General features: G+C 44.2%; 36 protein-coding genes. 3 read left to right on the forward strand and 33 right to left on the reverse strand.

Annotation, left to right across the window (positions count from 1 at the left end; genetic code table 11):
- Positions 1-240: 240 nt before the first annotated feature.
- From rplQ to JMX92_RS01960, 33 genes are all read right to left on the reverse strand, one after another.
- Positions 241-600 (reverse strand): 50S ribosomal protein L17, encoded by a 360-nt coding sequence (rplQ, locus tag JMX92_RS01800; protein ID WP_011959733.1) that lies wholly within the window; start codon positions 598-600, stop codon positions 241-243.
- Positions 601-620: 20 nt separating this feature from the next.
- Entirely contained in the window at positions 621-1,628 is a 1,008-nt protein-coding gene (locus JMX92_RS01805; protein WP_011959732.1) for a DNA-directed RNA polymerase subunit alpha, read from the reverse strand.
- Positions 1,629-1,667: 39 nt separating this feature from the next.
- On the reverse strand, positions 1,668-2,309 hold the full coding sequence (rpsD, locus tag JMX92_RS01810; RefSeq protein ID WP_011959731.1) for a 30S ribosomal protein S4: 642 nt from the start codon (positions 2,307-2,309) through the stop codon (positions 1,668-1,670).
- Between the two features lie 112 nt (positions 2,310-2,421).
- A complete protein-coding gene (gene rpsK / locus JMX92_RS01815) occupies positions 2,422-2,814 on the reverse strand; it encodes a 30S ribosomal protein S11 (RefSeq protein WP_007394225.1) in 393 nt (130 codons plus the stop codon).
- 20 nt (positions 2,815-2,834) lie between these two features.
- Complete coding sequence (gene rpsM / locus JMX92_RS01820; RefSeq protein ID WP_011959730.1) at positions 2,835-3,191, reverse strand: 30S ribosomal protein S13; 357 nt, start codon at positions 3,189-3,191, stop codon at positions 2,835-2,837.
- Between the two features lie 240 nt (positions 3,192-3,431).
- Positions 3,432-3,548 (reverse strand): 50S ribosomal protein L36, encoded by a 117-nt coding sequence (gene rpmJ, locus JMX92_RS01825; protein ID WP_007394227.1) that lies wholly within the window; start codon positions 3,546-3,548, stop codon positions 3,432-3,434.
- 55 nt (positions 3,549-3,603) lie between these two features.
- Positions 3,604-4,935: a preprotein translocase subunit SecY gene (gene secY / locus JMX92_RS01830; RefSeq protein ID WP_011959729.1), complete on the reverse strand. Its 1,332-nt coding sequence runs from the start codon at positions 4,933-4,935 to the stop codon at positions 3,604-3,606.
- Between the two features lie 5 nt (positions 4,936-4,940).
- Positions 4,941-5,399, reverse strand: a complete 459-nt coding sequence (gene rplO / locus JMX92_RS01835) for a 50S ribosomal protein L15 (RefSeq protein WP_011959728.1) — start codon at positions 5,397-5,399, stop codon at positions 4,941-4,943.
- Positions 5,399-5,578, reverse strand: coding sequence for a 50S ribosomal protein L30 (gene rpmD / locus JMX92_RS01840; protein ID WP_011959727.1), 180 nt, complete (start codon positions 5,576-5,578; stop codon positions 5,399-5,401). Before rpmD ends, rplO begins: the two co-directional genes overlap by 1 nt.
- 33 nt (positions 5,579-5,611) lie before the next feature.
- Positions 5,612-6,109 carry a 30S ribosomal protein S5 gene (rpsE, locus tag JMX92_RS01845; protein WP_011959726.1) on the reverse strand — a complete coding sequence of 166 codons (498 nt, stop codon included), beginning with the start codon at positions 6,107-6,109 and terminating at the stop codon, positions 5,612-5,614.
- Between the two features lie 2 nt (positions 6,110-6,111).
- A complete protein-coding gene (gene rplR / locus JMX92_RS01850) occupies positions 6,112-6,462 on the reverse strand; it encodes a 50S ribosomal protein L18 (protein ID WP_011959725.1) in 351 nt (116 codons plus the stop codon).
- An 11-nt stretch (positions 6,463-6,473) separates the two neighbouring features.
- Positions 6,474-7,007, reverse strand: a complete 534-nt coding sequence (gene rplF, locus JMX92_RS01855; protein ID WP_201543578.1) for a 50S ribosomal protein L6 — start codon at positions 7,005-7,007, stop codon at positions 6,474-6,476.
- 194 nt (positions 7,008-7,201) lie between these two features.
- A complete protein-coding gene (rpsH, locus tag JMX92_RS01860) occupies positions 7,202-7,600 on the reverse strand; it encodes a 30S ribosomal protein S8 (protein WP_011959723.1) in 399 nt (132 codons plus the stop codon).
- Positions 7,601-7,612: 12 nt separating this feature from the next.
- Complete coding sequence (gene rpsN / locus JMX92_RS01865) at positions 7,613-7,918, reverse strand: 30S ribosomal protein S14 (protein ID WP_011959722.1); 306 nt, start codon at positions 7,916-7,918, stop codon at positions 7,613-7,615.
- Between the two features lie 12 nt (positions 7,919-7,930).
- Positions 7,931-8,467, reverse strand: a complete 537-nt coding sequence (rplE, locus tag JMX92_RS01870; RefSeq protein WP_007394236.1) for a 50S ribosomal protein L5 — start codon at positions 8,465-8,467, stop codon at positions 7,931-7,933.
- A gap of 21 nt (positions 8,468-8,488) precedes the next feature.
- Positions 8,489-8,806, reverse strand: coding sequence for a 50S ribosomal protein L24 (gene rplX, locus JMX92_RS01875; RefSeq protein ID WP_011959721.1), 318 nt, complete (start codon positions 8,804-8,806; stop codon positions 8,489-8,491).
- Between the two features lie 9 nt (positions 8,807-8,815).
- Positions 8,816-9,184, reverse strand: a complete 369-nt coding sequence (gene rplN / locus JMX92_RS01880) for a 50S ribosomal protein L14 (protein ID WP_007394238.1) — start codon at positions 9,182-9,184, stop codon at positions 8,816-8,818.
- 148 nt (positions 9,185-9,332) lie between these two features.
- Positions 9,333-9,620, reverse strand: a complete 288-nt coding sequence (gene rpsQ / locus JMX92_RS01885) for a 30S ribosomal protein S17 (protein ID WP_011959720.1) — start codon at positions 9,618-9,620, stop codon at positions 9,333-9,335.
- Complete coding sequence (gene rpmC, locus JMX92_RS01890; RefSeq protein ID WP_007394239.1) at positions 9,620-9,814, reverse strand: 50S ribosomal protein L29; 195 nt, start codon at positions 9,812-9,814, stop codon at positions 9,620-9,622. The genes rpsQ and rpmC overlap by 1 nt, the downstream gene beginning before the upstream one ends.
- Positions 9,814-10,227 (reverse strand): 50S ribosomal protein L16, encoded by a 414-nt coding sequence (gene rplP, locus JMX92_RS01895; RefSeq protein ID WP_011959719.1) that lies wholly within the window; start codon positions 10,225-10,227, stop codon positions 9,814-9,816. The genes rpmC and rplP overlap by 1 nt, the downstream gene beginning before the upstream one ends.
- A 3-nt stretch (positions 10,228-10,230) precedes the next feature.
- Positions 10,231-10,974: a 30S ribosomal protein S3 gene (rpsC, locus tag JMX92_RS01900; protein WP_011959718.1), complete on the reverse strand. Its 744-nt coding sequence runs from the start codon at positions 10,972-10,974 to the stop codon at positions 10,231-10,233.
- Positions 10,975-10,977: 3 nt separating this feature from the next.
- Positions 10,978-11,307: a 50S ribosomal protein L22 gene (rplV, locus tag JMX92_RS01905; RefSeq protein WP_011959717.1), complete on the reverse strand. Its 330-nt coding sequence runs from the start codon at positions 11,305-11,307 to the stop codon at positions 10,978-10,980.
- A 10-nt stretch (positions 11,308-11,317) separates the two neighbouring features.
- Positions 11,318-11,593, reverse strand: a complete 276-nt coding sequence (rpsS, locus tag JMX92_RS01910; RefSeq protein ID WP_007394243.1) for a 30S ribosomal protein S19 — start codon at positions 11,591-11,593, stop codon at positions 11,318-11,320.
- An 11-nt stretch (positions 11,594-11,604) separates the two neighbouring features.
- Positions 11,605-12,435 (reverse strand): 50S ribosomal protein L2, encoded by an 831-nt coding sequence (gene rplB / locus JMX92_RS01915; RefSeq protein ID WP_011959716.1) that lies wholly within the window; start codon positions 12,433-12,435, stop codon positions 11,605-11,607.
- An 11-nt stretch (positions 12,436-12,446) separates the two neighbouring features.
- A complete protein-coding gene (gene rplW, locus JMX92_RS01920) occupies positions 12,447-12,797 on the reverse strand; it encodes a 50S ribosomal protein L23 (protein ID WP_011959715.1) in 351 nt (116 codons plus the stop codon).
- A complete protein-coding gene (rplD, locus tag JMX92_RS01925) occupies positions 12,794-13,396 on the reverse strand; it encodes a 50S ribosomal protein L4 (RefSeq protein ID WP_011959714.1) in 603 nt (200 codons plus the stop codon). Before rplD ends, rplW begins: the two co-directional genes overlap by 4 nt.
- 14 nt (positions 13,397-13,410) lie before the next feature.
- Positions 13,411-14,049, reverse strand: a complete 639-nt coding sequence (rplC, locus tag JMX92_RS01930) for a 50S ribosomal protein L3 (protein WP_011959713.1) — start codon at positions 14,047-14,049, stop codon at positions 13,411-13,413.
- A gap of 94 nt (positions 14,050-14,143) precedes the next feature.
- Positions 14,144-14,455, reverse strand: a complete 312-nt coding sequence (rpsJ, locus tag JMX92_RS01935; RefSeq protein WP_007394248.1) for a 30S ribosomal protein S10 — start codon at positions 14,453-14,455, stop codon at positions 14,144-14,146.
- Positions 14,456-15,030: 575 nt separating this feature from the next.
- A complete protein-coding gene (locus tag JMX92_RS01940) occupies positions 15,031-16,872 on the reverse strand; it encodes an Rne/Rng family ribonuclease (protein ID WP_201543580.1) in 1,842 nt (613 codons plus the stop codon).
- Positions 16,873-17,041: 169 nt separating this feature from the next.
- Positions 17,042-17,680: a Maf family protein gene (locus tag JMX92_RS01945; RefSeq protein WP_201543582.1), complete on the reverse strand. Its 639-nt coding sequence runs from the start codon at positions 17,678-17,680 to the stop codon at positions 17,042-17,044.
- 102 nt (positions 17,681-17,782) lie between these two features.
- Positions 17,783-18,271 (reverse strand): rod shape-determining protein MreD, encoded by a 489-nt coding sequence (gene mreD / locus JMX92_RS01950; protein ID WP_011959710.1) that lies wholly within the window; start codon positions 18,269-18,271, stop codon positions 17,783-17,785.
- A 213-nt stretch (positions 18,272-18,484) separates the two neighbouring features.
- Positions 18,485-19,405 carry a rod shape-determining protein MreC gene (gene mreC, locus JMX92_RS01955; RefSeq protein WP_011959709.1) on the reverse strand — a complete coding sequence of 307 codons (921 nt, stop codon included), beginning with the start codon at positions 19,403-19,405 and terminating at the stop codon, positions 18,485-18,487.
- A gap of 22 nt (positions 19,406-19,427) precedes the next feature.
- On the reverse strand, positions 19,428-20,456 hold the full coding sequence (locus JMX92_RS01960) for a rod shape-determining protein (protein WP_201543584.1): 1,029 nt from the start codon (positions 20,454-20,456) through the stop codon (positions 19,428-19,430).
- Positions 20,457-21,119: 663 nt separating this feature from the next.
- Here JMX92_RS01960 and gatC point away from each other — a divergent pair.
- The 3 genes from gatC (at position 21,120) to gatB (ending at position 24,687) form a co-directional block, all read left to right on the forward strand.
- Positions 21,120-21,458 carry an Asp-tRNA(Asn)/Glu-tRNA(Gln) amidotransferase subunit GatC gene (gatC, locus tag JMX92_RS01965; RefSeq protein WP_011959707.1) on the forward strand — a complete coding sequence of 113 codons (339 nt, stop codon included), beginning with the start codon at positions 21,120-21,122 and terminating at the stop codon, positions 21,456-21,458.
- A 209-nt stretch (positions 21,459-21,667) separates the two neighbouring features.
- Complete coding sequence (gene gatA, locus JMX92_RS01970; protein ID WP_201543586.1) at positions 21,668-23,167, forward strand: Asp-tRNA(Asn)/Glu-tRNA(Gln) amidotransferase subunit GatA; 1,500 nt, start codon at positions 21,668-21,670, stop codon at positions 23,165-23,167.
- On the forward strand, positions 23,167-24,687 hold the full coding sequence (gatB, locus tag JMX92_RS01975; RefSeq protein WP_011959705.1) for an Asp-tRNA(Asn)/Glu-tRNA(Gln) amidotransferase subunit GatB: 1,521 nt from the start codon (positions 23,167-23,169) through the stop codon (positions 24,685-24,687). Before gatA ends, gatB begins: the two co-directional genes overlap by 1 nt.
- Positions 24,688-24,796: the final 109 nt, after the last annotated feature.

Consider the following 24,796-nt stretch of genomic DNA (forward strand, 5'->3'; position numbering starts at 1 on the left):
CTAGAATTGAGATAACGGGCTAATGAATGTTAGTCCGTTATTTTTTATTTATATCTTTAGGCTTGGTGTCTACATCGAGTATTTGAAGTCAGTGAGGACAACCTAAGCTTTTTTAGGACAAATATAAGCTTTTTTTAGGACATAAGAAAACCCCAGCTACTTTATAAATTATGTAAAACAGAATTTATAAAGCTACTGAGGTTTTTTGTAGCAGATGGACTGGCCAACAACCAATAAAAATTAGTCGCGGTCTACCAGTTCAACATAAGCCATTGGTGCATTGTCACCATCACGGTTGCCACATTTGATGATACGGATGTATCCACCTGGGCGCGCTTGATAACGTGGTGCTAATGTACCAAATAACTTACCAACCATATTTTTGTTACGCATACGGCTGAATGCTAAACGGCGGTTGGCTACAGAATCTTCTTTTGCCAAAGTAATTAGAGGCTCAGCTACACGGCGAAGCTCTTTAGCTTTAGGTAATGTTGTTTTGATCAGTTCATGCTCAAACAGAGAGTTTGTCATGTTCTGGAACATTGCCTTACGATGGCTGCCGGTGCGACCCAGCTTAACTCCACTCTTACGATGTCGCATGGTCAAATATCCTTAATAGTTTAACGGCTACGGTAAGAAAAACGGTCATCAACACGTAGATCTGCTGGTGGCCAGTTTTCTAGGCGCATATCCAGTTCAAGACCTTTAGACGCTAAAACGTCTTTAATTTCGGTTAATGATTTCTTACCAAGGTTTGGTGTTTTAAGCAGTTCAGTCTCTGAACGCTGAACCAAATCGCCGATATAGTAAATGTTTTCAGCTTTTAAACAGTTGGCTGAGCGAACCGTTAGTTCAAGGTCATCCACTGGACGTAATAGTACAGGGTCAACCTCTTCTTTCTCTTTCACAGGCTCTGGCGCTTCTTCTGCTTCTAAATCTACAAAAATAGAGATTTGTTGCTGCAAAATAGTTGCTGCTTTGCGAATTGCTTCTTCAGGATCGATCGTGCCATTGGTTTCTAGTTCAATGATCAGACGGTCAAGATCCGTGCGCTGTTCAACACGAGCATTTTCAACTTGATAAGCCACACGTGAAACTGGGCTAAAGCTAGCATCCAATTTCAAGCGACCAATGGCCTTCGTGTCACCATCTTCACGGCGTAGGTTAGCAGGCTCGTAACCACGACCCATAACCACACGTAAGCGCATTTTTAGATGACCACGGTCACCTAGCGTACCTAGAACCAATTCAGGGTTAACAATATCAACGTTGTGTGGCAGTTCGATATCTGCCGCAGTGATAATGCCAGGACCTTTTTTGTCTAGTGTTAAAAACACTTCATTTTGATCGTGCATAGTAATCGCAAGACCTTTTAGATTTAACAATAAATCTAAAACGTCTTCTTGCAGACCTTCAAGAGTTGAATATTCATGATCAACTCCTTCGATTTCTGCTTCAATAACCGCTGCACCAGGCAATGAAGATAAAAGAATGCGACGAAGGGCATTACCTAGGGTATGCCCAAAGCCGCGTTCTAACGGCTCGAGCGTGACTTTTGCATTGGTTTCGTCAACCGCATCCACATTAATGGCATTAGGGGTCAGAAACTCGGTAGCATTTAGCATCATATTGTCACCTCGATTAGTTAATCAAATTATTGTTAGCGATTATTTAGAATACAATTCAACGATTAAGCTTTCGGTGATTTCTGCAGGTAGATCAATACGATCTGGAGCTTGCTTAAATGTACCTTGCATTTTGCTATGATCAACTTCTAACCACTCAGGGATACCACGTTGAGTGGCAAGTTCGATAGCATTCTTAATACGTAACTGTTCTTTCGCTTTTTCATGAATGGCGATAACGTCACCATCTTGAACTTGGATTGATGGAATGTTCACACGAACAAACTCATCGCGACCAGCTTTTTTAATCATAACCGCACGGTGGCTTACTAACTGACGTGCTTCTGCACGAGTTGAGCCAAAGCCCATACGATATACAACGTTGTCTAAACGGCGCTCTAGCATTTGCAATAGGTGTTCACCAGTTGCGCCACGAGCACGTGCAGATTCTTTATAGTAGTTAGCGAACTGACGCTCTAAAACGCCATACATACGCTTAACTTTTTGCTTCTCACGAAGCTGTAACGAGTATTCAGAAGCTTTATTGCGAGTGTTGCCATGTTGGCCAGGTACGCGACCTGCTTTTTTAGTTTTAACGTCATAAGGCTTAACACCTGATTTTAATTGTAAATCAGTACCTTCACGACGCGACAACTTTAATTTTGGACCAATATAACGGGCCATGCTTGTGTCTCCTTGAGTTACGTCTTAATAGTAACTTGTAACGGTAATTTCGTCTTAATACACACACCGTATATCTGCCAATACGTTCGGCACAATATACGGCAACAATAGTTTATACGCGACGCTTTTTAGGCGGACGGCAACCGTTGTGTGGGATTGGGGTTACATCAGATATGCTGTTAATTTTATAACCTAATGCACCTAAAGCTCTTACCGCAGACTCACGACCCGGTCCTGGACCTTTAACCAGAACATCGACATTTTTTACACCATAAGTTTCTTGAGCTGCTTTACCAGCAACTTCAGCTGCAACCTGGGCTGCAAATGGTGTAGATTTACGTGAACCACGGAAGCCTTGTCCACCTGAGGTGGCCCAAGCCAATGCATTACCTTGACGATCAGTAATCGTTACAATGGTGTTATTAAAAGACGCATGAATGTGGGCTACGCCCTCGGATACCGAACGACGTGCCGTTTTTTTACGACCACGGGTGTCTTTTGCCATCTTTTAGCTTCCTAAGTTAATTATCTTTTAATTGAACGAATCGGACCCTTACGAGTACGAGCGTTGTTCTTCGTGTTTTGACCTCTTACAGGTAAGTTACGACGATGGCGGATGCCACGGTAACAACCTAAATCGACCAAACGCTTGATATTCATTGAAACTTCACGACGTAGGTCACCCTCTGTCATGTAGTTACCAACTTCTGCACGGATAGCATCAAGCTGTGCGTCATCTAATTGACTGATTTTGGTAGTAGGAGCAATGCCAACCGTGTCTAAGATTTTCTTAGCGGTAGTACGGCCAATACCAAAAATATAAGTCAATGAAATCACTGCATGCTTGTTATCCGGGATGTTGACGCCGGCAATACGAGCCATTGATTTCTCTCCAGTTATGAAAAATGAGTCTTTATTATATTAAAAATAATCTTGAGACTTATGTTTCAGATTTTGCCATTTACTGTATCTTGTCTTTGGTCAACTGGTTTTAACGCCAAAAGCCAAATAAAAGTTAGTAAACGACGGCAAGTGGCGGATGATAGCTCATCCGCCTTTATTTTTCAAGTTTAATTCGTAAATAGTATTCTAAACGTGTCTAAAATACTCAAAAATTACTGATTAACCTTGACGCTGTTTATGACGTGGTTCTGCTTTGCAGATAACATGTACTTTACCTTTACGGCGAACTACTTTACAGCTACCACAAATTTTCTTAACAGATGCTTGAACTTTCATAATTTTCTCCTATTGAACAAACACTTTTTAGCGATTTTAAGGATAAAGTTAAGACCTATCTAATCAGTGTTTGATCATGATACTGATGTGTCATTAAGTGAGCCTGTAGCTGTGAAATGAAATCCATAACCACGACTACCATAATTAAAAGTGATGTCCCACCTAAGTGGAATGGTATGCCAAATGAAGACTGTAGTAGCATTGGCATTAAACAAATCGCCGTCATATAAATCGCCCCAATGAAGGTTAAGCGGTTTAATACGTGATCTAAATAACGCTGAGTTTGCAGACCAGGTCTAATGCCAGGAATGTATGCCCCACTACGTTTCAAGTTCTCTGCTACTTCACGTGGACTAAATACCAATGCCGTGTAGAAATAACAGAAGAAAATAATCATTGCACCAAATAAAACCAAATATAATGGCTGACCCGGTGCGAGAACTAATGACATGGTTTGTAGAATTTGCTGCCATGTACTAGGATCGGCAGAGTTACCTACCCACTGCCCCAGACTTGCTGGGAACATTAATAAAGCGCTGGCAAAAATCGCTGGGATAACGCCGGCCATATTAATCTTCAGTGGCAAATGCGACTGCTGATCGGCATAAATTTTACGACCTAGTTGCTGTTTTTGCGCATAGTTAACAGGGATGCGGCGCTGTGCTCGTTCAATAAACACAATACCTGCAGTCACTGCAATGCCTAATACCGCAAATATCAGCAGTACAATCAGACTTTGAGGGTCATTTTTGACCATTTCGAAAGACTGACCTAACATACTAGGCACACTGGATACAATGCTTGCAAAAATAAGCATTGAAATACCATTGCCCACACCGCGTTCTGTAATTTGCTCACCAAGCCACATCAAGAACATGGCGCCTGCTACAAGAGAGCTCACAGCAGGAATATAAAAGGTTAACCCTGAGGATAAAGTCAGGTTTTGACTGATTAATCCGGTACACATAAATATGGCTTGAATAGATGCCAAAAAGAGAGTCCCTTGTCGCGTATACTTGTTTAGCTTACGACGACCGGCCTCTCCTTCTTTTTTCAAAGCTTCAAGCGACGGTAGTACCGCCGACATCATCTGTACGATAATAGAAGCTGAGATGTAAGGCATGATACCCAAAGCCATAATTGACATTCGCTCTAAAGCACCACCTGAGAACATGTTGAACATGCTTAAGATGGTGTTTTCATTGCGAGAGAATAAGTCAGCTAGGCTAACCGGATTAATACCAGGAACTGGGATATGTGAACCTAAACGGTAGACAACCAGCGCCCCTATCAAAAATAACAGACGATTCCATAGCTCATCATATTTACGAATAAAAACGAGCGGGTTCATCGGAATTGCAGAGGTAGGCGCAGATTGCTTAGCCATCTAAATTACTCCTCAGTACCCTCAGTAACTTCAACAGTACCGCCGGCAGCTTCAATAGCAGCTTTAGCACCTTTAGTTACTTTAACACCTTTGAATGTATAAGCTTTAGTAATCTCGCCTGATAGGATGATACGCGCACGTTTCATGTCATGACGGATAATGTTTGCCGCTTTCAAAGTCTCAACGCTTACTACGTCGCCGTCAATCTTGTTCAGTTCAGACAGACGAACTTCAGCAGTAGTTAATGCCATTTGACTTGTGAAACCAAATTTTGGTACACGACGGAATAATGGCATTTGGCCACCTTCAAATCCACGACGAACGCCTGAACCTGAACGTGATTTTTGACCTTTAACACCACGGCCACCAGTTTTGCCTAGGCCAGAACCGATACCACGACCTTTACGGTGTGCAGTTTTTTTGGCGCCTACGCCTGGTGATAATTCGTTTAATTTAAGTCCCATTACGCTTCCTCCACTTTAACCATGTAATTGATGCGATTCACCATTCCACGGGTTGAAGGCGTGTCTTCAACTTCAACTGTATGTCCAATACGGCGTAAACCAAGGCCCATAAGACAAGCTTTGTGGCTCTTGAGGCGATGGGCACCAGATTTAATTTGAGTAACTTTCATTGTTTTCATCGTAACTCACCTACTTTAATATCTAAATAATGGTTAGCCCAAGATTTCGTCTACAGATTTACCACGTTTTGCAGCCGCCTTTTCAGGTGACGACATATCACGTAAACCATTGAATGTTGCACGTACTACGTTAGTTGGGTTCGTTGAACCATAACATTTAGTTAATACGTTTTCTACACCAGCAGATTCTAGTACAGCACGTACTGCGCCACCGGCGATTACACCAGTACCTTCGTTAGCTGGCTGCATGTATACTTTACTTGCACCATGACGGGCAATAATAGGATGCTGTAAAGTAGCGCCATCAAGATCAACAGTGATCATGTTGCGTTTTGCAGCTTCAAGTGCTTTTTGGATAGCAGCTGGAACTTCACGAGCTTTACCACGTCCAAAACCAACACGGCCATTACCATCACCAACAACAGTTAATGCTGTGAATGAGAAGATACGACCACCTTTTACAACTTTCGATACACGGTCAACAGAAACTAATTTTTCTACTAAACCGTCGTTTTGTTCTACTTTAGCCATGATTAAAACTCCAATCCATTTTCACGAGCGGCGTCAGCTAATGCTTTAACGCGGCCGTGGTATTTGAAACCACTACGGTCGAAAGCAACTTTAGTGATACCAGCAGATGTTCCACGTTCAGCGATAAGTTTACCTACAGCAGCAGCTGCGTCAACGTTACCAGTAGCGCCAGAGCGTAATGAAGCGTCAAGCGTTGAGGCTTGTGCTAATACTTCTCCGCCAGTTGGAGAAATGATCTGAGCATAGATATGGCGTGGAGTACGGTTAACAACTAACCGATGCACACCCAAATGACGGATGTGGGCACGTGTTTTTTTAGCTCGACGTAAGCGAGCAGCTTTTTTATCAAACATGTCATTTCACCTTATTTTTTCTTAGCTTCTTTACGAACCACATGCTCGTCACTATAGCGAATACCTTTACCTTTATATGGCTCAGGCGGACGATAACCACGGATTTTCGCAGCAGCTTGACCTAGTGCCTGCTTATCATTTGATTTTAAAATGATTTCAGTTTGGCTTGGCGTTTCAGCAGTTACACCTTCAGGAAGGATGTATTCAACTGGATGTGAGTAACCTACGTTTAGGGTGATTTTATTACCCGTAACTTGTGCACGGTAACCAACACCAATCAACTGAAGTTTTCTTTCAAAACCTTCAGAAACACCGATAACGAAGTTATTCAAAGTTGAACGCATAGTACCAGTGTGCATCCAAGCTTCTTTAGAGTCAGAAACAGGTGATAAGATCAGTTGACTATCTTCTTGTTTTAGCTCGACCAAATCATGCAGGTGTAAAGACATAGTACCTTTACTGCCTTTAACTTCAACCTGCTGACCGTTCAAAGTAACACTTACGCCATTAGGCAGTGCTACTGGGGCTTTAGCCACACGAGACATAGGAATATTCCTTAATAACAGATAAATAACGAATGATTATGAAAAAATTAACAGGCACTAGGCCTGTTAATTTAAATAATCAGCTCTATATTACTTAAGCTTTTTATTAGTAATCAAAACTTGGGGCCTAAATAAAGGCGCCCATTATACCTGATTAATAATGTTTTAAAAAGTTAAATAATACAAATTATGATTTAAGCAACAAATGCGATGATTTCACCACCGATGCCAGCAGCACGAGCAGCGCGATCGCTCATGATACCTTTACTGGTAGAAACAATCGCAACGCCTAAACCTTGCTGTACCGATGGGATAGCGTCTTTACCGCGGTATTGACGTAAACCTGGACGGCTGTAGCGTTTGATTACTTCGATAACAGGCTTGCCTTCGAAGTATTTCAATTCGATACTTAGTGTTGCTTTGCCATTGCCTTCGTCAGTTACTTCAGCAGAAGCGATGTAACCTTCTTGAACCAGTAGGTCAGCAATTGACTTACGTAGTTTTGAGCTTGGCATAGCAACAGAAACTTTACGTGCCATTTGTGCGTTACGGATACGGGTTAGCATATCAGCAACTGTATCTTGCATACTCATAGTATTACTCCCTTACCAACTAGCTTTACGAACGCCTGGAACATCACCTTGCATTACGCGTTCGCGTAAAATGTTACGTGATAAACCAAACTTACGGAAGTAACCATGAGGACGGCCAGTTACACCACAACGATTACGTAGTCTTACTGGAGACGAGTTACGTGGAAGAGACTGAAGTTCAAGAATGGCTTCCATTCTTTCTTCGTCACTTGCATTAACATCGCCGATGATTGCCTTAAGCTTTGCACGCTTCTCAGCATACTTAGCAACCATTTTCTCGCGCTTTAATTCGCGATTAATCATGCTCTTTTTTGCCATAATGCTTTATTCCTATTTGAATGGGAAGCCGAATGCTTTAAGCAGTGCGCGACCCTGCTCGTCATCCTGAGCAGATGTCGTGATAGTGATATCAAGCCCACGAAGGCGATCAATTTTATCATAATCAACTTCTGGGAAAACGATTTGCTCTTTAATACCTAACGAGTAGTTACCACGACCGTCGAATGCTTTTGGTGAAAAGCCGCGGAAGTCACGGATACGTGGGATAGCAATAGCAATGAGACGATCTAAAAACTCATACATTTGCTCGCCACGAAGTGTCACTTTACAGCCAATTGGCCATTCTTCACGAATTTTAAAGCCAGCGACAGATTTACGAGCTTTAGTAATTACCGGCTTCTGGCCTGCAATTGCAGTCATGTCCGCTACGGCACCTTCTAAAAGCTTCTTGTCTTGTGAAGCACCGCCAACACCCATGTTAAGAGTAATTTTGGTGATTTTTGGTACTTGCATGACGTTTTCCAAGCCTAGTTCATCTTTGATCTGTTGCTTGTACTGGTCATTGTATAGTGATTTTAATCTAGCCATTGCTATTACACCCTTAGTGTTTTACGCAGTCGCCACTACTTCACCGTTTGAGCGATAGACACGTTTTTTGTTGCCTTCATCGTCAAACTGATAAGTAATACGATCAGCTTTTTGGGTTTGCGCATTAAAAATTGCGACGTTTGAAATATGTAAAAATGCTTCTTGCTTAACAATGCCACCTTCAGCACCAGTTGCCGCATTTGGCTTTTGGTGTTTGGTTACAATATTAATGCCTTCAACTTTGATACGGTCATTTTTTACCGCTAGCACAGTGCCTTGTTTGCCTTTATCTTTCCCAGCAATAACAATGACATTGTCGCCTTTACGTAATTTAGCCATGGGTTACCTCTACAGTACTTCTGGTGCTAGTGATACAATCTTCATGAATTGATCACCACGTAGTTCACGAGTTACCGGCCCAAAGATACGAGTGGCAATCGGGGCTTTATTCTGGTTAAGCAATACAGCAGCGTTGTCATCAAAACGAAGTACTGAACCATCTGGACGACGTACACCTTTTTTGGTACGTACAACCACAGCATTCATTACATCGCCTTTCTTAACACGACCACGTGGAATTGCTTCTTTAACAGATACTTTAATGATGTCACCGACAGAGGCATAACGACGATGTGAACCGCCAAGAACCTTAATACACTGTACACGTCGTGCACCACTATTATCTGCAACTTCCAGAATTGTTTCAGTCTGAATCATCGCGTTACTCCAATCATATACAATAGGCAATAACTATACTGGTGAATAACTTCATGCAATTATAAAAATCACATGAAGTACTCACTAATTTGGTAAGTCACCACAAGGGGACGTATTCTACCAGTAATTAATGCCAATTGCAATTTGCTTATATTTTTTCCGCTGTTTCCACAACGTCTACTAATTTCCAAGACTTAGTCTTAGAGATAGGACGGGTTTCAATAATACGAACCACATCACCTTCTTTACAGACGTTATTTTCATCATGGGCTTTAATTTTTGTAGAACGACGGATCTGTTTGCCATATAGTGGGTGACGAACTTTACGCTCAATCAATACTGTAATGGACTTGTCCATCTTGTTACTGACAACCTTACCAGTAACAATACCTACACCTGTGCCCGAAACTTCGGTTTGTTGAATATCGTCACTCATTAGGCGCCTCTTTGTTTTTCATTAATCAAAGTCTTGATCTGAGCGATCGCACGGCGATTGGCTCTGACTTCGTGGGTGCTACCTAGTTGACCGGTGGCTTTTGCCATACGAAGACGGAAAGCATCAAGTTGCTTCTCATCTAGTAATCCAGTCAGCTCTTCTACTGATTTGTCTCGTAATTCACTGATCTTCATTACATTATCGTCCGCTTAACAATGGTAGTTTTGAAGGGAAGCTTAGCTGCTGCAAGCGTGAACGCTTCGCGGGCTAACTCTTCTGAAACCCCTTCGATCTCATAAAGCATTTTACCTGGTTTGATTTCGCATACCCAGTACTCAACAGGACCTTTACCTTTACCCATACGAACTTCTAATGGTTTGTTAGTAATTGGCTTGTCAGGGAATACACGGATCCAGATCTTACCACCACGTTTTACTTTACGAGTGATGGTACGACGTGCCGCTTCAATTTGACGTGCTGTCATACGACCACGACCAACTGATTTTAGGCCAAACTGACCAAATGCAACGGTGCTACCACGATGTGCTAAACCCGTGTTACGCCCTTTATGCATTTTACGAAATTTGGTACGTTTTGGTTGTAACATAGCTTAACCTCTATCTGTGTTTGCTCTGTCTGAATTGCGGCGGTTGCTGTTACTACGGCCGCGACGTTTTGGCGCACGAGTCTTATCTTCTTTAGGAGGATTATAAACGCTATCCATACCATCTAGAATTTCACCACGGAATACCCATACTTTAACACCGATGGTTCCGTAAGTAGTCTCTGCACGAACTGATGCATAATCGATATCAGCACGTAGCGTATGTAAAGGTACACGACCTTCACGATACCACTCAGTACGAGCGATTTCAGCACCACCTAAACGACCAGACAGTTCTACTTTAATACCTTGAGCACCAGAGCGCATGCTGTTTTGAACGGCGCGCTTCATCGCACGACGGAACATAACACGGCGCTCTAGTTGGCTGGCGATACCTTCAGCAACTAGACGAGCATCTAAATCTGGAGAAGTGATTTCTTCGATATTAACCTGAGCAGGTACGCCCATCATTTTGGTTAATTCTTTTTGTAACTTCTCAATATCTTCGCCTTTTTTACCAATAACGATACCAGGACGAGCCGTTGAAATTGTGATCTTAGCTGCGCCAGTAGGACGCTCGATCATAATGTGGCTAATCATAGCATTGTCTAGCTTCTTACGAAGATAGTCACGTACTTGAAGATCGTTAAGTAGGTATTCAGAATACTGTTTTGGGTCTGCATACCAGTTAGCATTGTGTTTTTTTACAACGCCAAGACGAATTCCGATTGGATGTACTTTTTGTCCCATGAGTTATTCTCCTACCTTAACAGTGATGTGACAGGTACGTTTACTGATACGATCAGCACGACCCTTTGCACGTGGTAGGATACGCTTTAGCGTGATGCCTTCATCCACATAGATAGTTGATACTTTAAGCGTATCGATATCTAAACCGTGGTTGTGTTCAGCGTTTGCGATAGCAGACTCAAGACATTTCTTAACGAATACTGCGCCTTTTTTATTGCTGAACGCAAGGATATCCAAAGCACGCTCAATAGACTTACCACGAACTTCATCTGCGACAAGTCGAACTTTCTGTGCCGAAATGGCGGCACCGCGTAATTTTGCAGTTACTTCCATAGTGAGCACCTTATTTTTTTGCTTTCTTGTCAAAGCCATGACCGCGATAAGTGCGAGTCGGGGCAAATTCACCTAGTTTATGGCCAACCATTTGCTCACTAATGATAACCGGTACATGTGTACGGCCGTTGTGAACAGAAATTGTTAGACCAACCATTTGTGGCAGAATCATCGAGCGACGTGACCAAGTTTTAATAGGCTTGCGTGAGTTTGACTCTACAGCTTTTTCTACTTTGGCAAACAGATGCGCATCAATGAATGGACCTTTTTTCAATGAACGAGGCATGAAATTTTCCTTTATTTCTTCTTGGCGCGACGGCGACGGATGATCATACTGTCAGTACGCTTGTTAGAACGCGTTTTAAGACCTTTAGTCTTCTGACCCCATGGCGTTGTTGGATGTTTACCCATTGTACGACCTTCACCACCACCGTGTGGGTGATCTACTGGGTTCATCGCAGTACCACGAACCGTTGGGCGAACACCACGCCAACGAGATGCACCTGCTTTACCAAGTGATTTTAGGTTATTTTCAGTGTTTGAAACTTCACCGATAACGGCACGGCAATTTACGTGTACACGACGAGTTTCGCCTGAACGTAGACGTAGGATTGCGTAAATACCTTCTTTACCTAGTAACTGAACTGAAGCACCAGCTGAGCGAGCCATTTGCGCGCCTTTACCGATTTTTAGTTCAATATTACTGATGGTAGTACCAACAGGAATATTTTTTAGAGGTAAACAGTTACCTGGACGGATTGGTGATGCTTCACCTGACAATACTGTATCGCCAACTTTAAGTTTCTTAGGAGCGATGATATAACGACGCTCACCATCAGCATACTTAAGAAGGGCAATATGTGCAGTACGGTTTGGATCGTATTCGATACGCTCTACCGTTGCTGGGATATTGTCTTTAGTACGTTTGAAGTCGATAATACGATAGTGTTGCTTGTGTCCACCACCAATGTGACGTGATGTAATACGACCATTGTTATTACGACCACCTGATCTACCTTGTGCTTCAACAAGTGGGGCATGCGGACGACCTTTGTAAAGGTGTGGATGCACCACTTTTTCAACAAAACGGCGACCTGGTGATGTTGGCTTTGCTTTTACGATAGGCATGATTTGTATCCTTATTCGTTGTTCGCTGTTTCGCTAGTAGAAGCTGCATTATCTGCAATCTCTTCACCAGCATCAGCCATTTGTACATCTTGACCAGCTTTTAACGTCACATAGGCTTTTTTATAGTCATTACGACGACCTACAGTGCGACCAAAGCGCTTTGTTTTACCTTTAACATTTAAGGTGTTTACCTTAGTAACTTCCACACCTTCAAACATTAACTCGACTGCTTTTTTGATTTCACGCTTGGTGGCATTGTTATCAACTTTGAAAACTTGAACACCTAACGAGTCACCTAACAGCTGAGATTTCTCTGAGAACACAGGCCCTTTTAAGACCTGATAAAGTCTTGCGTTGTTCATGCTAGTGCTTCCTCAAATTGTTTCGCTGCGTCAACAGACATGATGACTTTATCAAACGCAATCAAGCTAACTGGATCCACTTCGTTAGTACCTAGAACATTCACATGTGGAATGTTGCGGGCAGCTAAGTATAGATTCTCATCAACTTCATTGGTCACGATTAATGCACGTGGTGCATTAAGTTCTGCCAATTTGCTAATTAATTCTTTTGTCTTTGGCGCTGACACAGTGATGCTGTCAACTAAAATTAGACGGTCTTGGCGAACTAATTCAGCTAAGATACACTGCATCGCACCGCGATACATTTTACGGTTCACTTTTTGTGACCAGTCTTGTGGCTTGGCAGCAAACGCTCGACCACCACCAACCCAAATTGGGCTACGAGTAGAACCAGCACGTGCACGGCCAGTACCTTTTTGACGCCATGGTTTTTTACCACCGCCAGAAACTTCAGCACGAGTCTTTTGTGCGCGGGTACCTTGACGTGCGCCTGCTAAATAAGCAGTGACGACTTGGTGAACGAGGGCTTCGTTGAATTCACGACCAAATGCCGTGTCAGACAGCTCAACCGCTGCGCCTGTAACAGTTTTTAAATTCACGTTAATCCCCTTGCTTAGGCTTTGATTGACGGACGTACGATGACATCGCCACCATTGGCACCTGGAATGGCACCTTTAATGACGAGAAGACCTTTTTCAGCGTCTACTGACACGACTTCAAGTCCTTGAACGGTAACACGTTTGTTACCCATTTGCCCTGGCATTTTCTTACCTTTGAAAACTTTACCTGGGCTTTGGTTCTGACCTGTGGAACCCAATACGCGATGCGATACTGAGTTACCGTGTGTAGCATCTTGCATACTAAAGTTATGACGTTTTACGCCACCTTGGAAGCCTTTACCTTTACTTTGACCTGTAACATCAACAAGTTGCCCTGCTTCAAATAGGTCAGCAGCAATTTCGCTACCCGCTTCACGTCCTTCAAGTTCTTCTTCTGTAACACGAAATTCCCACACACCGCGGCCGGCTTTAACGCCTGCTTTAGCAAAGTGACCTTTTTGTGCTGCTGTTACGCGGCTGTCACGACGCTCACCTGTGGTGATCTGGATGGCTTGATAGCCGTCAGTGTCATTCGTTTTGATTTGAGTAATGCGGTTTGCATCGACCTCAACAACCGTTACAGGGATAGAAGCGCCTGTTTCAGTGAAGACACGGGTCATGCCGCATTTCTTACCGACTAAACCGATCGCCATGTTAAACCTCTTTATATCTTCAATTAATATTCTGGGTAATTGTTAGTATGTCGCTCTATATTAATCAGTACGTATTATTATAGAAACGTACTTATTAACCCAATGCGATTTGAACGTCTACACCAGCAGCCAAGTCCAACTTCATCAATGCGTCTACTGTTTTATCAGTAGGTTGCACGATGTCAAGCATACGCTTGTGAGTACGAATCTCGTACTGATCTCGCGCGTCTTTGTTGACGTGTGGCGAGGTTAGGACGTTGAAACGCTCGATGCGAGTAGGCAACGGTACAGGACCACAAACTTGCGCACCAGTGCGCTTTGCGGTATCGACAATCTCTTGTGCCGACTGATCGATCAATCTATGATCAAAAGACTTTAGTCGGATACGGATTCTCTGGTTAGCCATGCCAGCAAGCTCCTAATAAATGGTTTTATCATCAACGATAACCCAAATGGCGAACGTTAAATGACAAATAGCCGTTATATAAATGATTTATTTTTTGGTCAAATCGTGAGATTAATCACATGAGACAATTCAAAAAACAAAATAAGTTTAATCCTTGCCCACCATTTCTATATAAGAAGGTAGCAAAGAAGATTGAAATTAGTGCCAAAAACGATGCTTTGGCTGTATTAACGTCAAGCTTTACAAGTGTTTACTATTCAATACGCTGCCGTATCTGATCACACTTACTTGGAACGCTCATATAAATTCAGTGGGTTGTATTATACATAGCTGACAGCCAATTGCAAGTATATTATTGGTGTTTATCGCCATATATTTGGGGTTATTACGCCCTTTTTACATTTTAATAACATCCCTATTTTAGGTGTCTAATTTGACTATAAATTAACCAAAACTTATCTGATAGTAAGGCGATAGCAGGGCTAAAGTGTCTAAAAAACAACCAGTTTATAACGCTTAGGCTTGTCTTTAAAAAAGCCAGCAACCGCTTAAAATGATTTGTACTTAGCATGCAACTAATCTAAGACGATATCATACTGCTCTTGGGTATATAAATTCTCTACCTCAAACGTGATAACTCGGCCCAAAAGATACTCTAAGTCAGCGACTGTGTCTGCTTCAGATGAGAGTAGCAAGTCAATTACCGAAGCGTGCGCCACCACCGTAAACTTCTTAGGTGAGTTATAAGTTCGGGCACAGCGCATAATTTCACGGAAAATCTCAAAGCAAACGGTTTCTGCTGTCTTGATAAAGCCCTTACCCTCACACGTCTTACATGGCTCGCAAAGCTGCTGCTCTAATGACTCACGTGTGCGCTTGCGGGTCATCTCGACCAGTCCAAGCTCACTGACCTGAGTAATTTTGGTTTTGGCATAGTCTTGTGACAGCTGATATTGTAAATTCTCTAACACATCATCTTTGTGCTGCTGCTCGAGCATATCAATAAAATCAAGGATGATGATGCCGCCTAAATTACGCAGTCTAAGCTGACGGGCAATAGCATGAGTGGCTTCCAAATTAGTTTTATATACCGTGTCCTCAAGCGAGCGGCCACCCACAAAAGAGCCGGTATTGACATCAATGGTGGTCATTGCCTCGGTTTGATCGATAATCAGGTAGCCGCCCGATTTTAAGTCTACTCGGCGCTTTAACGCATCACGCAAATCCTCTTCAACCCGGTGCACATCAAATAAAGGCTGCTCGCCACTGTAAGGCAGGATACGTGGATAAATAAAAGGCACAAACTCTTTGGCAAACTGACGCACCTCATTGTACATACCTTCGTGATCGACAATGACTTTTTCGGTATCTGGATGCACCAAATCTCGGATAGAGCGCAGTGGAAGCGACAATTCTTGATAAATCAACACCGCACTTTGACCACTACCCGCTGAGGCTTCTTTACGCGCTTGAATGGTGCGCCATAGCTGTACTAGATAGTAGATATCCTCTTCTAGCTTGGCCACTGGTACCCGCTCTGCGGCGGTACGAGCAATAAGCCCGCCGGTAAGATTGACCGTTTGCATCAGTGCGCCAAGCTCAGTCTTTAAACGGTGGCGCTCTTCTTCATTGTCGATGCGCTGCGAGATACCGATGTGCTCACTGGAGGGCAAATATACCAGATAGCGCGATGGCAAGGATATATTGGTGGTAAGACGGGCGCCTTTGGTACCGAGCTGGTCTTTGGTGACCTGTACCAGTATTTTTTGGCCTTCATGCAGCCGATATTGAATTAATTCATGACGTGGCGGCTCGATAATCTGACGCTCTTTGACCGCAGCGGGCTTGGTATCGGCTTTGGTAATGGCGTTACCCACCATATCGGGAGAGTCAATCTCAAGTAGCGCGTTATCGAGCAGATCATTTTTTAGATTGTCGGACTCATCTGCTAAAGCCGATTTTTTTTCGCGTAAGCTGCCCGCCTCAATTTCTGTCTTCGCAGACAACGGGTCAGCCTCCATAGCGGGCTCAGTTTCTGCTATTACAGATGCCATGGCGTCACTTGCCGTCACCACATTTTCAGCAATGTGCTCACAGCGATCTACTGGCATACTGGTTAATACGGTCGGTTCTTGCTTAGCGTTGTGACGTATCTCAGGGGCCTTGTCTGCCGTAGGGGCAGGACGGGCAATACGGCGCATATCATTAACATGCAAAAAGGCGGTACGAGACTGGCCAATTTCAACAAAAGCGGCCTGCATTCCAGGCAAAACACGCACCACAGTACCCAAATAGATATTGCCAACCAGACCCAGCTTATTATGCCGCTCAATATAAACCTCACTAACCACACCGTTATCTAAAACAGCGACTCGAGATTCCATTGGGCTGACATTAATGAGTAGCTCTTCTGACATAGCAGACCTTTTATCTTATTATAAGTTAATGACAATCTATAAATGAATGATACGCTGATAAGTTCAGGACACTCAAAACGTTAGGACTCTCAGTGTACCACTGACTTTGATAAATTGTTATCTTGCACCAAGTTATTGTTAGGCAGCCTACCTTATGAGTGCCTAGATATTATAAGTCAGCCGCTTGTTGCTGCATACGTTTAATAGCAGCTAAGGTTTGCGCCAGCGGCAGACCCACCACATTAGAGTAGCTGCCATTAATGCGCTCCACCCATGCGGCGCCTTTACCTTGAATGGCATACCCACCGGCTTTGTCTGCAGGCTCTCCGCTTCGCCAGTAGTCCTCCATCGCCGCCTTATTGAGCGTAATGAATTTTACCGCTGTTTTTTCAAGTAAGTTATCGGTTAATACAACCTGCCCGCACTCATCAATCAAGGTTAACTGTACCGCAGTCCATACGGCATGCTCGGTATCAGACATCTGCTGCCACATCCTAAAGGCATCCTCTTTATCAATGGGCTTCACCAAAATAGAGCGGCCATCAGGCAAGACACCAATGGTATCTGAGGTAATTACCAAAAAAAGTTGACGCTCAGTGCTTGCTGTCTTTACCGGCATCTGTGATACCAAGCTGTGACACGCTGCTACAGCCTTCGCCCCCACCATACGCACGATATAATCTTGCGGGCTCTCCCCGGCTTGCACCGTTTCATCTACCTCAGCGCTATGTATCACAAAGTCAAGATCAGCCATAGCCAACAGCTGCTGACGGCGCGGTGAAGTCGAGGCAAGAACAACAGTTATCATAATATCGGCTGGGTTATCCACATTAAATGAATGATTAAAAGTGAGCGCACAAAACAGACAGCACTTGGTATGTTAAAGGTGTGAATGGTTATGTACTTAGGGCTATGAATACTTGTTGATAAAACGGTGCAGTCCAAAAAATACCAACGGCCAGCTAATGACACTGACCAATAAGCTAAAAATTGCACTGGCATAAAATATGTTCTGGGTCAGGTATTGCACAATCCATAACGTCAGCTGAAACACGATAAGTGCCCCTGTCGCCACCGTCCAAGCAACGGGCAGATTAACTTGCTTGATATACTGCCCAACAAAACGCAGCGAAAATGCCATAATCACTGCCGCAAATCCTTGCTGCCCTAAGCGGGTATCTAACAACAAGTCTGAGATAATACCAATGGCAAAAGCGGTCACCACCCCCACATAGCGCGGTTTATAGATAAGCCAAAAAATAAGCACCATAATAAGTGCCATGGGCCGTAGCTTCGAGGCATCCAAACTAAGCGGGTAGATATTAACGACAGAAGCCGCCACAAAACTTGCAATAACCAACAGCAAAGATTGTAACGGGCTTAAGGGAGACTTGATCATAATTGCGGTAGCGCCTGTTAAGAAACCTAAGTTCAAAATCTTAATTCAAAAATGTAGCAAAATCACCTAGTTTTTGAACCAAAGACACAGGGTTGCTAAACACTAAGCCCACAAACACACTGTGCCATGGGCTTAGTTTAAGATAAACACCAAGTCATCTGGCTTAGTGTTTAACGACGAGCTTGCTGCCTGCCATAGACCAGCTTAGACAGGCTAAGGCTCATCAATAGGACGGCTTGGGGGCACATACGGGGCCTGAGTAAGCTCTAATGACCCGGTAAAGCTGTCATCGGAATAACGCGGAGAGTGCTTGCTGTCTTGCATAATGAGCACATACGAGCTGTTCACAAAATCAGCTGCGGGCGTTACTTCGATATTCATAAAATTATCATTTTGCTCAGGATTAATATATTCAATACGGCCCACACGATATCCAGCTGGAAACCGGCCACCGAGCCCTGATGATATGAGCTCATCACCGACTCGGATATCTGAGGTCTTAAATATATAATCCAGCTTCAAGGAGCTTGGCGTGCCCTCCCCTGAAACAATAGCACGCTGGCCGGTACGTCGCACTGTCACTGACACTGACTGCAATTCATCAGTGATTAATAACAAACGGCTGGTATTGGGATACACATTAATAATTTGTCCCAAGATGCCATTTTCATCGATCGCGGTCTGACCGACTTCCACCCCATCATTGCTGCCTTTATTCAGCACCACAATCTGCTTTAGGGGGTTGGTATCTGTGCCGATAACCTGTGCCAAATTCAAATCATATTGATCCGGCTTGGTCGTCGACAAGATGCCTTGCAAGCGGGCGTTTTGGGCCAACACATAATCCTGCTGCTGTAGTTTGGCCTGAGCATGCAACAATTGGGCATGCAGCTGTACGTTTTCGCGACGCAGCGCCTCTTTACTCATCAAAGTGCCATCTGCCCAGTGACTCACAAAACTTGGCAGCACAGACATCTGATAAATAGGCTGCATGGCCGAATGACTGGTATCACGGATTGGTGTGAACCAGTCAGGGTTCTTGCTATCCAGTAACATCAAAATCATAGCGACCAATAACACGGCCGCTGTTTTTCGTAACGATAGACTGTACTGAGCAAAGATGCTTGTTGGCATATTAAATTTATAAACTCATCGGCTACACAAAAATCATATTAAGACTTTTATTATTGATAAATGCTAATGCAGCACCGCCGCCACGGCTCACACACGTTAAGGGGTCTTCTGCAACGGTAACCGGTAGGCCGGTTTCTTTTGACAATAATTTATCAAAGTTACGCAATAAAGCGCCGCCACCGGTTAACACGATACCACGCTCAGCGATGTCTGATGACAATTCAGGTGGCGTCTGTTCTAGGGCCGTTTTTACCGCACTAACAATACCGGTTAATGAGTCGCTTAATGCCTTTTGAACTTCTTCAGAGGTGATCGTTAAGGTCTTAGGCACCCCTTCAGCCATACTACGGCCGCGCACTTCAACTTCAAGCTTGGCATCTTCATCAATGGCCGAGCCTACGCTTTGCTTGATACGCTCAGCTGTGGTTTCACCAATGACGCAGCCATGATTGCGGCGAACGTGCGTGATAATCGCCTCATCAAAGATGTCGCCGCCGATACGGATAGAGTCGGCATAGACACAGCCTGATAATGAGATGACGGCAATCTCAGTGGTACCACCACCGATATCCACAACCATAGAGCCACTGGCTTCATGCACTGGTAGGTCGGCACCAATGGCAGCTGCCATCGGCTCTTCTAATAAAAAGACTTTGTTGGCGCCAGCAGAAGATACCGCTTCACGAATGGCACGACGCTCAACTAAGGTCGATTTGCAAGGCACACAAACCACAACGTTTGGCTGAGCCAAAAAGCGACGCGCTTTTACTTTATTGATGAAGTGCTTTAGCATTTTTTGAGTAACCTCAAAATCTGCAATAACCCCATCTTTTAACGGGCGAATGGCGGTGATATTGTCCGGTGTACGACCCAGCATTTGCTTTGCATCGATGCCGACAGCAGCTACCGTTGGATTTTGAGTGCGATTACTACGCAGAGCCACTACCGTGGGCTCGTCGAGAACCACACCCTTTCCAGGCGCATAAATCAATGTGTTGGCAGTACCAAGGTCAATGGCGATATTGTTAGATAGAAATCCAAACGGGTTCATGTATCGTGTTTCCAGCGTATTGCGAGTTAAAGAGAAGCCGTCATCATCAGCCGTTAATTCGCTAAGATTGGCTCTCAAATAAGTGAGTTTGATTTACTAAAAAATATTCTAAGATATTGCCGAGCAGATATAAGCACACACTTTAACTAAAGTTAAGTATGACGACAAGGAAAAACCTAAAAAGGTTCGTCAAATATTCAAGTGGTGCAAATTATAGCGCTTAATTGTCGATAAATCATGTCAATCTCTAACTTTTCATCTTTATACAGTACACTAATTTGCAACATCTCATGTCAAACCTGTTGCCAACCGCCTAAGCTTGGGGTATGACCATCGTTTATGACCCTGCTTATTGATAGATGGCTCATGTCATTAGTATCCGCCTTATCTCACTTTAGCGCTTTAGCCACTGGCCATTATCACAAGGTAACCACTGAAAATAACTGCCAGTTGCTTTATAATATCCGCCAATTTCATGATTGTAGTGACCCGCAAGCCTGCTTAGGAATAAATACACGGGCAAGCACGCTTTTTTAACTGAGTTTGAGCCTTATATTTATCAGCAGCGTATCTGTCTGCGGTATCTTTAATGCCTTAATGTATTGCCCCATTGATTGTCTTAATTATTTTTATTAACTAATCTAAAAAAGGATGCTTTGTTTCATGACTACCCCAATCCAAAATCCACAAGCGCCTATCGGCGATCTTCGTGATGACAAAATCTGCACAGCCGATATTTTAGAGGTAGCCAAGCTGTCACGTCTGGCCGTCGATGAAGAAACTGCGCAAAACTTCGCAGAAGACATCGACAAAATCCTAGCCATGATGCATACCCTATCGAGCGTCGATACCGAAGGCTTAACGCCATTAGCCAACGTTCATGAAGCGGCTCAAGAGCTGCGTGCTGATATCCCCAATCCAGATATCGACCGTGAATTGAATCAATCTATCGCCCCAGCCGTTGAGCAAGGCTTGTACCTAGTACCTCAGGTCATTGAATAGCATTTAGCTTGGCTGCTAGCTTTGTCTGTCTGCTAGGGGCAAAAAATAAAATAGCCCGCTTAGCATAAAAACTCGCCATAGCCGCCTATCAAGCGCTGGCACACGTGACATAAAACAACAACAGCCATACGCTTAACTGACTTTATGGCTTATGCCCTATTACTCACTTAACCGATTACTTAGTTAATTACTCAATATGGACACCCAATATGTCTGATTTACATCACTTATCCATTGCAAAACTGGTAGATGGCTTACAGAACCAGCACTTTAGCAGTGTCGAATTAACCGATCATTTTTTAAAGCGTATCAATACGTTAGATAAAAAAGTTAACAGCTTTATTACCATCGATGAAGAAGGCGCCCGTCAAGCGGCACAACAAGCCGATGACAGACGTAGCGCAGGCGATAACTCAGTTTTACTGGGTCTGCCTATGGCGCACAAAGATCTGTTCTGTACCAAGGGACTATTGACCACTTCAGGCTCAAAGATACTACACAACTTCGTCTCCCCTTATGACGCCACTATCGTATCAAACATCCGTGAAGCGGGCGCTGTGTGCTTAGGTAAACTCAATATGGACGAGTTTGCGATGGGCTCAGATAACGAAAGCTCATACTATGGTGCCGTGCATAACCCTTGGGACTTAAGCCGTGTGCCTGGTGGCTCATCTGGTGGCTCTGCTGCTGCCGTGGCTGCCGGCTTCGTGCCTTTTGCAACAGGTAGTGATACAGGTGGTTCTATTCGCCAGCCAGCCTCATTCTGTGGTTTAACCGGTATTAAGCCTACCTACGGCCGTGTGTCACGCTTTGGTATGATTGCCTACGCTTCAAGCTTAGATCAGGCCGGTACGTTCGGCCGCTCAGCACAAGACTGCGCGTATTTATTACAGCCCATGGCCGGTCATGATGCCCGTGATGCGACCTCCATCAAGCGTGATGTACCTGATTATGTGGCAGACTTAGAATCGGCCGCCGCACAAGCAGACGCTGACAAGCCTTTTGCCGGTCTACGTATCGGTGTGGCCAAAGAATACTTCGGTAAAGGACTAGACGCGGAAGTGGATGCCAACGTTCGCGCCGCCTTAAAGCAATATGAAGAGCTGGGTGCCACCATTGTCGAGGTGAACATCACTGACCCTGAGATTACTCTAGCCACTTACTATATGTTGGCCCCTGCTGAGGCCTCATCGAACCTATCACGCTTTGATGGGGTACGTTTTGGTTACCGCTGTGAAGACCCTAAAGACTTAGCTGACTTATATACCCGCTCACGCTCTGAGGGCTTTGGGGTGGAAGTACAACGCCGTATCTTGATGGGTACTTATGCACTATCAGCCGGCTATTTTGATGCCTATTACACCAAGGCACAAAAAGTTCGCCGCCTGATTTTACAAGACTTCAAAAACGCCTTTGAGAAGTGTGATGTGATTGCCAGTCCTACTGCGCCTACGGCAGCCTATAAGCTAGATGCCGCCCTAGATCCGGTGACCATGTACCTAGGTGACGTCTACACCATCGGCGTAAACCTTGCCGGTCTACCTGCCATTAGCATGCCAGCGGGCTTCACCGAATCAGGCTTACCTATTGGTCTACAGCTGATTGGCAACCACTGGGATGACAGCAAGCTATTATCAACGGCACATATCTTCCAACAACACACTGACCATCACACTAAGCTATCTGCTACTGCACAGGAGAGCATCTAATGACTGCTATCACTGAAAGCAACACCACCCATCAGCCCGTTCGCAAAGAGTTATTAATCGATGGCTATGAAGTGGTCATTGGTATCGAGATTCACTGTCAGCTCAATACCGACAGTAAAATCTTCTCAAGCTCGCCCACTAAGTTTGGTAATGAGCCCAACACTCAGGCCAATATCGTTGACTTAGGCTTGCCTGGCGTATTACCAGTATTAAACGAGGGGCTTATCGAGCGTGCCTTGAAATTTGGCATCGGCGTCAACGCTGAGCTGGGTATGCTCAATACTTTTGATCGTAAAAACTACTTCTACCCTGATCTTCCAAAAGGCTATCAGATTACCCAGATGGAAAACCCCATCGTCGGTAAAGGCTACATTGATGTTATCGTTAATGAAGGCCAGAAGAATGAATATGCCAAACGCATCGGCATCACCCGTGGCCATTTAGAAGAAGATGCCGGTAAATCAGTGCATGATGCGGTACCCGGCATGACTGGTGTGGACTTAAACCGTGCTGGCACGCCGCTTATTGAAATTGTCTCTGAGCCTGACATGCGCTCAGCCAGCGAAGCGGTGGCGTACATTAAAGCCATTCATCAGCTGGTTACTTGGCTTGATATCTCAGATGCCATCATGGCAGAAGGCTCATTCCGCTGCGACTGTAACGTGTCTGTGCGTCAGCCGGGCGAAGAGTTTGGTACCCGTACTGAGCTTAAAAACCTAAACTCATTTCGTAACATCGAAAATGCGATCAAACGTGAAATCGAGCGTCAAATCGACATCATTGAAGATGGCGGAAAAGTCGTCCAGGCTACCATGCTGTATGATCCAGAAGCCGATGAAACACGCATCATGCGTACCAAAGAAGACGCGGACGATTACCGCTACTTCCCAGATCCTGACTTATTGCCAGTACGTATCGAGCAAGAGACCGTAGATGCCATTCGTGCCAGCATGCCAGAGCTGCCTGTGGTGCGCCGTGAGCGCTTTAGCACTGAGCTTGGCTTATCAGAGTATGATGCCCGCATCTTGACCGATAGCCGTGAATTGGCAGACTATTTTGAGAGCGTATTAGCCACAGTGGGTACTGAGCACGCTAAGCTGGCCGCCAACTGGATTATGGGTGACCTACTTGGCGCCTTAAACAAAGATGACAAGACCATTACCGACTCGCCCATTAGCGAAGTACAATTGGCTGGTCTGCTAAAACGTCTTAATGACAATACCCTATCAGGTAAGTTGGCCAAGCAAGTATTTACTGCGCTATATGACGGTGAAGGCGGCAATGAGGCTGATGCAGCAGACAAGATTATCGAGGCCAAAGGCTTAAAGCAAGAGACGGATACTGGCGCTATTAAAGCCATCGTGGAAGAGGTCATTGCTAACAACCAAGCCATGGTTGATGAATATAAAGGCGGTAAAGAGAAAGCCTTTAACGGTCTAGTCGGTCAAGTAATGAAAGCCAGCCGTGGTAAAGCCAACCCGCAGCAAGTGAACCAGATTCTAAAAGAGATTTTAGGATAATACTTAAATCACTTATGACACAACAGGTGATCTAAAAGCACTTTTATACCGGGTAGGTCATGCTTTATGGCCTACCTTTTTGTTTTTCTGCAACATATATGGCCGGATA

It is taken from the genome of Psychrobacter sp. H7-1 (assembly GCF_904846585.1).
GTDB classification, from domain to species: domain Bacteria; phylum Pseudomonadota; class Gammaproteobacteria; order Pseudomonadales; family Moraxellaceae; genus Psychrobacter; species Psychrobacter raelei.

Bases quoted from the DNA above. Each gene is read 5' to 3' on its own strand.
- rplB (WP_011959716.1), bottom strand. From the start codon at position 12,435: ATGCCTATCGTAAAAGCAAAGCCAACATCACCAGGTCGCCGTTTTGTT.
- mreC (WP_011959709.1), bottom strand. From the start codon at position 19,405: ATGCCAACAAGCATCTTTGCTCAGTACAGTCTATCGTTACGAAAAACA.
- gatB (WP_011959705.1), top strand. From the start codon at position 23,167: ATGACTGCTATCACTGAAAGCAACACCACCCATCAGCCCGTTCGCAAA.
- JMX92_RS01960 (WP_201543584.1), bottom strand. From the start codon at position 20,456: ATGAACCCGTTTGGATTTCTATCTAACAATATCGCCATTGACCTTGGT.
- mreD (WP_011959710.1), bottom strand. From the start codon at position 18,271: ATGATCAAGTCTCCCTTAAGCCCGTTACAATCTTTGCTGTTGGTTATT.
- rplF (WP_201543578.1), bottom strand. From the start codon at position 7,007: ATGTCTCGTGTGGCTAAAGCCCCAGTAGCACTGCCTAATGGCGTAAGT.
- rpsM (WP_011959730.1), bottom strand. From the start codon at position 3,191: ATGGCTCGTATTGCCGGCGTCAACATCCCGGATAACAAGCATGCAGTG.
- rpsJ (WP_007394248.1), bottom strand. From the start codon at position 14,455: ATGGCTAACCAGAGAATCCGTATCCGACTAAAGTCTTTTGATCATAGA.
- rplE (WP_007394236.1), bottom strand. From the start codon at position 8,467: ATGGCTAGATTAAAATCACTATACAATGACCAGTACAAGCAACAGATC.
- rpmC (WP_007394239.1), bottom strand. From the start codon at position 9,814: ATGAAGATCAGTGAATTACGAGACAAATCAGTAGAAGAGCTGACTGGA.
- rpsE (WP_011959726.1), bottom strand. From the start codon at position 6,109: ATGGCTAAAGTAGAACAAAACGACGGTTTAGTAGAAAAATTAGTTTCT.
- JMX92_RS01805 (WP_011959732.1), bottom strand. From the start codon at position 1,628: ATGATGCTAAATGCTACCGAGTTTCTGACCCCTAATGCCATTAATGTG.
- rplN (WP_007394238.1), bottom strand. From the start codon at position 9,184: ATGATTCAGACTGAAACAATTCTGGAAGTTGCAGATAATAGTGGTGCA.
- gatA (WP_201543586.1), top strand. From the start codon at position 21,668: ATGTCTGATTTACATCACTTATCCATTGCAAAACTGGTAGATGGCTTA.
- rpsQ (WP_011959720.1), bottom strand. From the start codon at position 9,620: ATGAGTGACGATATTCAACAAACCGAAGTTTCGGGCACAGGTGTAGGT.
- rpsN (WP_011959722.1), bottom strand. From the start codon at position 7,918: ATGGCAAAAAAGAGCATGATTAATCGCGAATTAAAGCGCGAGAAAATG.
- rpsH (WP_011959723.1), bottom strand. From the start codon at position 7,600: ATGAGTATGCAAGATACAGTTGCTGATATGCTAACCCGTATCCGTAAC.
- rplV (WP_011959717.1), bottom strand. From the start codon at position 11,307: ATGGAAGTAACTGCAAAATTACGCGGTGCCGCCATTTCGGCACAGAAA.
- rplR (WP_011959725.1), bottom strand. From the start codon at position 6,462: ATGTTTGATAAAAAAGCTGCTCGCTTACGTCGAGCTAAAAAAACACGT.
- rpsS (WP_007394243.1), bottom strand. From the start codon at position 11,593: ATGCCTCGTTCATTGAAAAAAGGTCCATTCATTGATGCGCATCTGTTT.
- rpmJ (WP_007394227.1), bottom strand. From the start codon at position 3,548: ATGAAAGTTCAAGCATCTGTTAAGAAAATTTGTGGTAGCTGTAAAGTA.
- JMX92_RS01940 (WP_201543580.1), bottom strand. From the start codon at position 16,872: ATGTCAGAAGAGCTACTCATTAATGTCAGCCCAATGGAATCTCGAGTC.
- gatC (WP_011959707.1), top strand. From the start codon at position 21,120: ATGACTACCCCAATCCAAAATCCACAAGCGCCTATCGGCGATCTTCGT.
- rplP (WP_011959719.1), bottom strand. From the start codon at position 10,227: ATGTTACAACCAAAACGTACCAAATTTCGTAAAATGCATAAAGGGCGT.
- rplO (WP_011959728.1), bottom strand. From the start codon at position 5,399: ATGGGACTTAAATTAAACGAATTATCACCAGGCGTAGGCGCCAAAAAA.
- JMX92_RS01945 (WP_201543582.1), bottom strand. From the start codon at position 17,680: ATGATAACTGTTGTTCTTGCCTCGACTTCACCGCGCCGTCAGCAGCTG.
- rpsD (WP_011959731.1), bottom strand. From the start codon at position 2,309: ATGGCCCGTTATATTGGTCCAAAATTAAAGTTGTCGCGTCGTGAAGGT.
- rpsC (WP_011959718.1), bottom strand. From the start codon at position 10,974: ATGGGACAAAAAGTACATCCAATCGGAATTCGTCTTGGCGTTGTAAAA.
- rplW (WP_011959715.1), bottom strand. From the start codon at position 12,797: ATGAACAACGCAAGACTTTATCAGGTCTTAAAAGGGCCTGTGTTCTCA.
- secY (WP_011959729.1), bottom strand. From the start codon at position 4,935: ATGGCTAAGCAATCTGCGCCTACCTCTGCAATTCCGATGAACCCGCTC.
- rpmD (WP_011959727.1), bottom strand. From the start codon at position 5,578: ATGAAAACAATGAAAGTTACTCAAATTAAATCTGGTGCCCATCGCCTC.
- rplX (WP_011959721.1), bottom strand. From the start codon at position 8,806: ATGGCTAAATTACGTAAAGGCGACAATGTCATTGTTATTGCTGGGAAA.
- rpsK (WP_007394225.1), bottom strand. From the start codon at position 2,814: ATGGCAAAAGACACCCGTGGTCGTAAAAAAACGGCACGTCGTTCGGTA.
- rplC (WP_011959713.1), bottom strand. From the start codon at position 14,049: ATGGCGATCGGTTTAGTCGGTAAGAAATGCGGCATGACCCGTGTCTTC.
- rplQ (WP_011959733.1), bottom strand. From the start codon at position 600: ATGCGACATCGTAAGAGTGGAGTTAAGCTGGGTCGCACCGGCAGCCAT.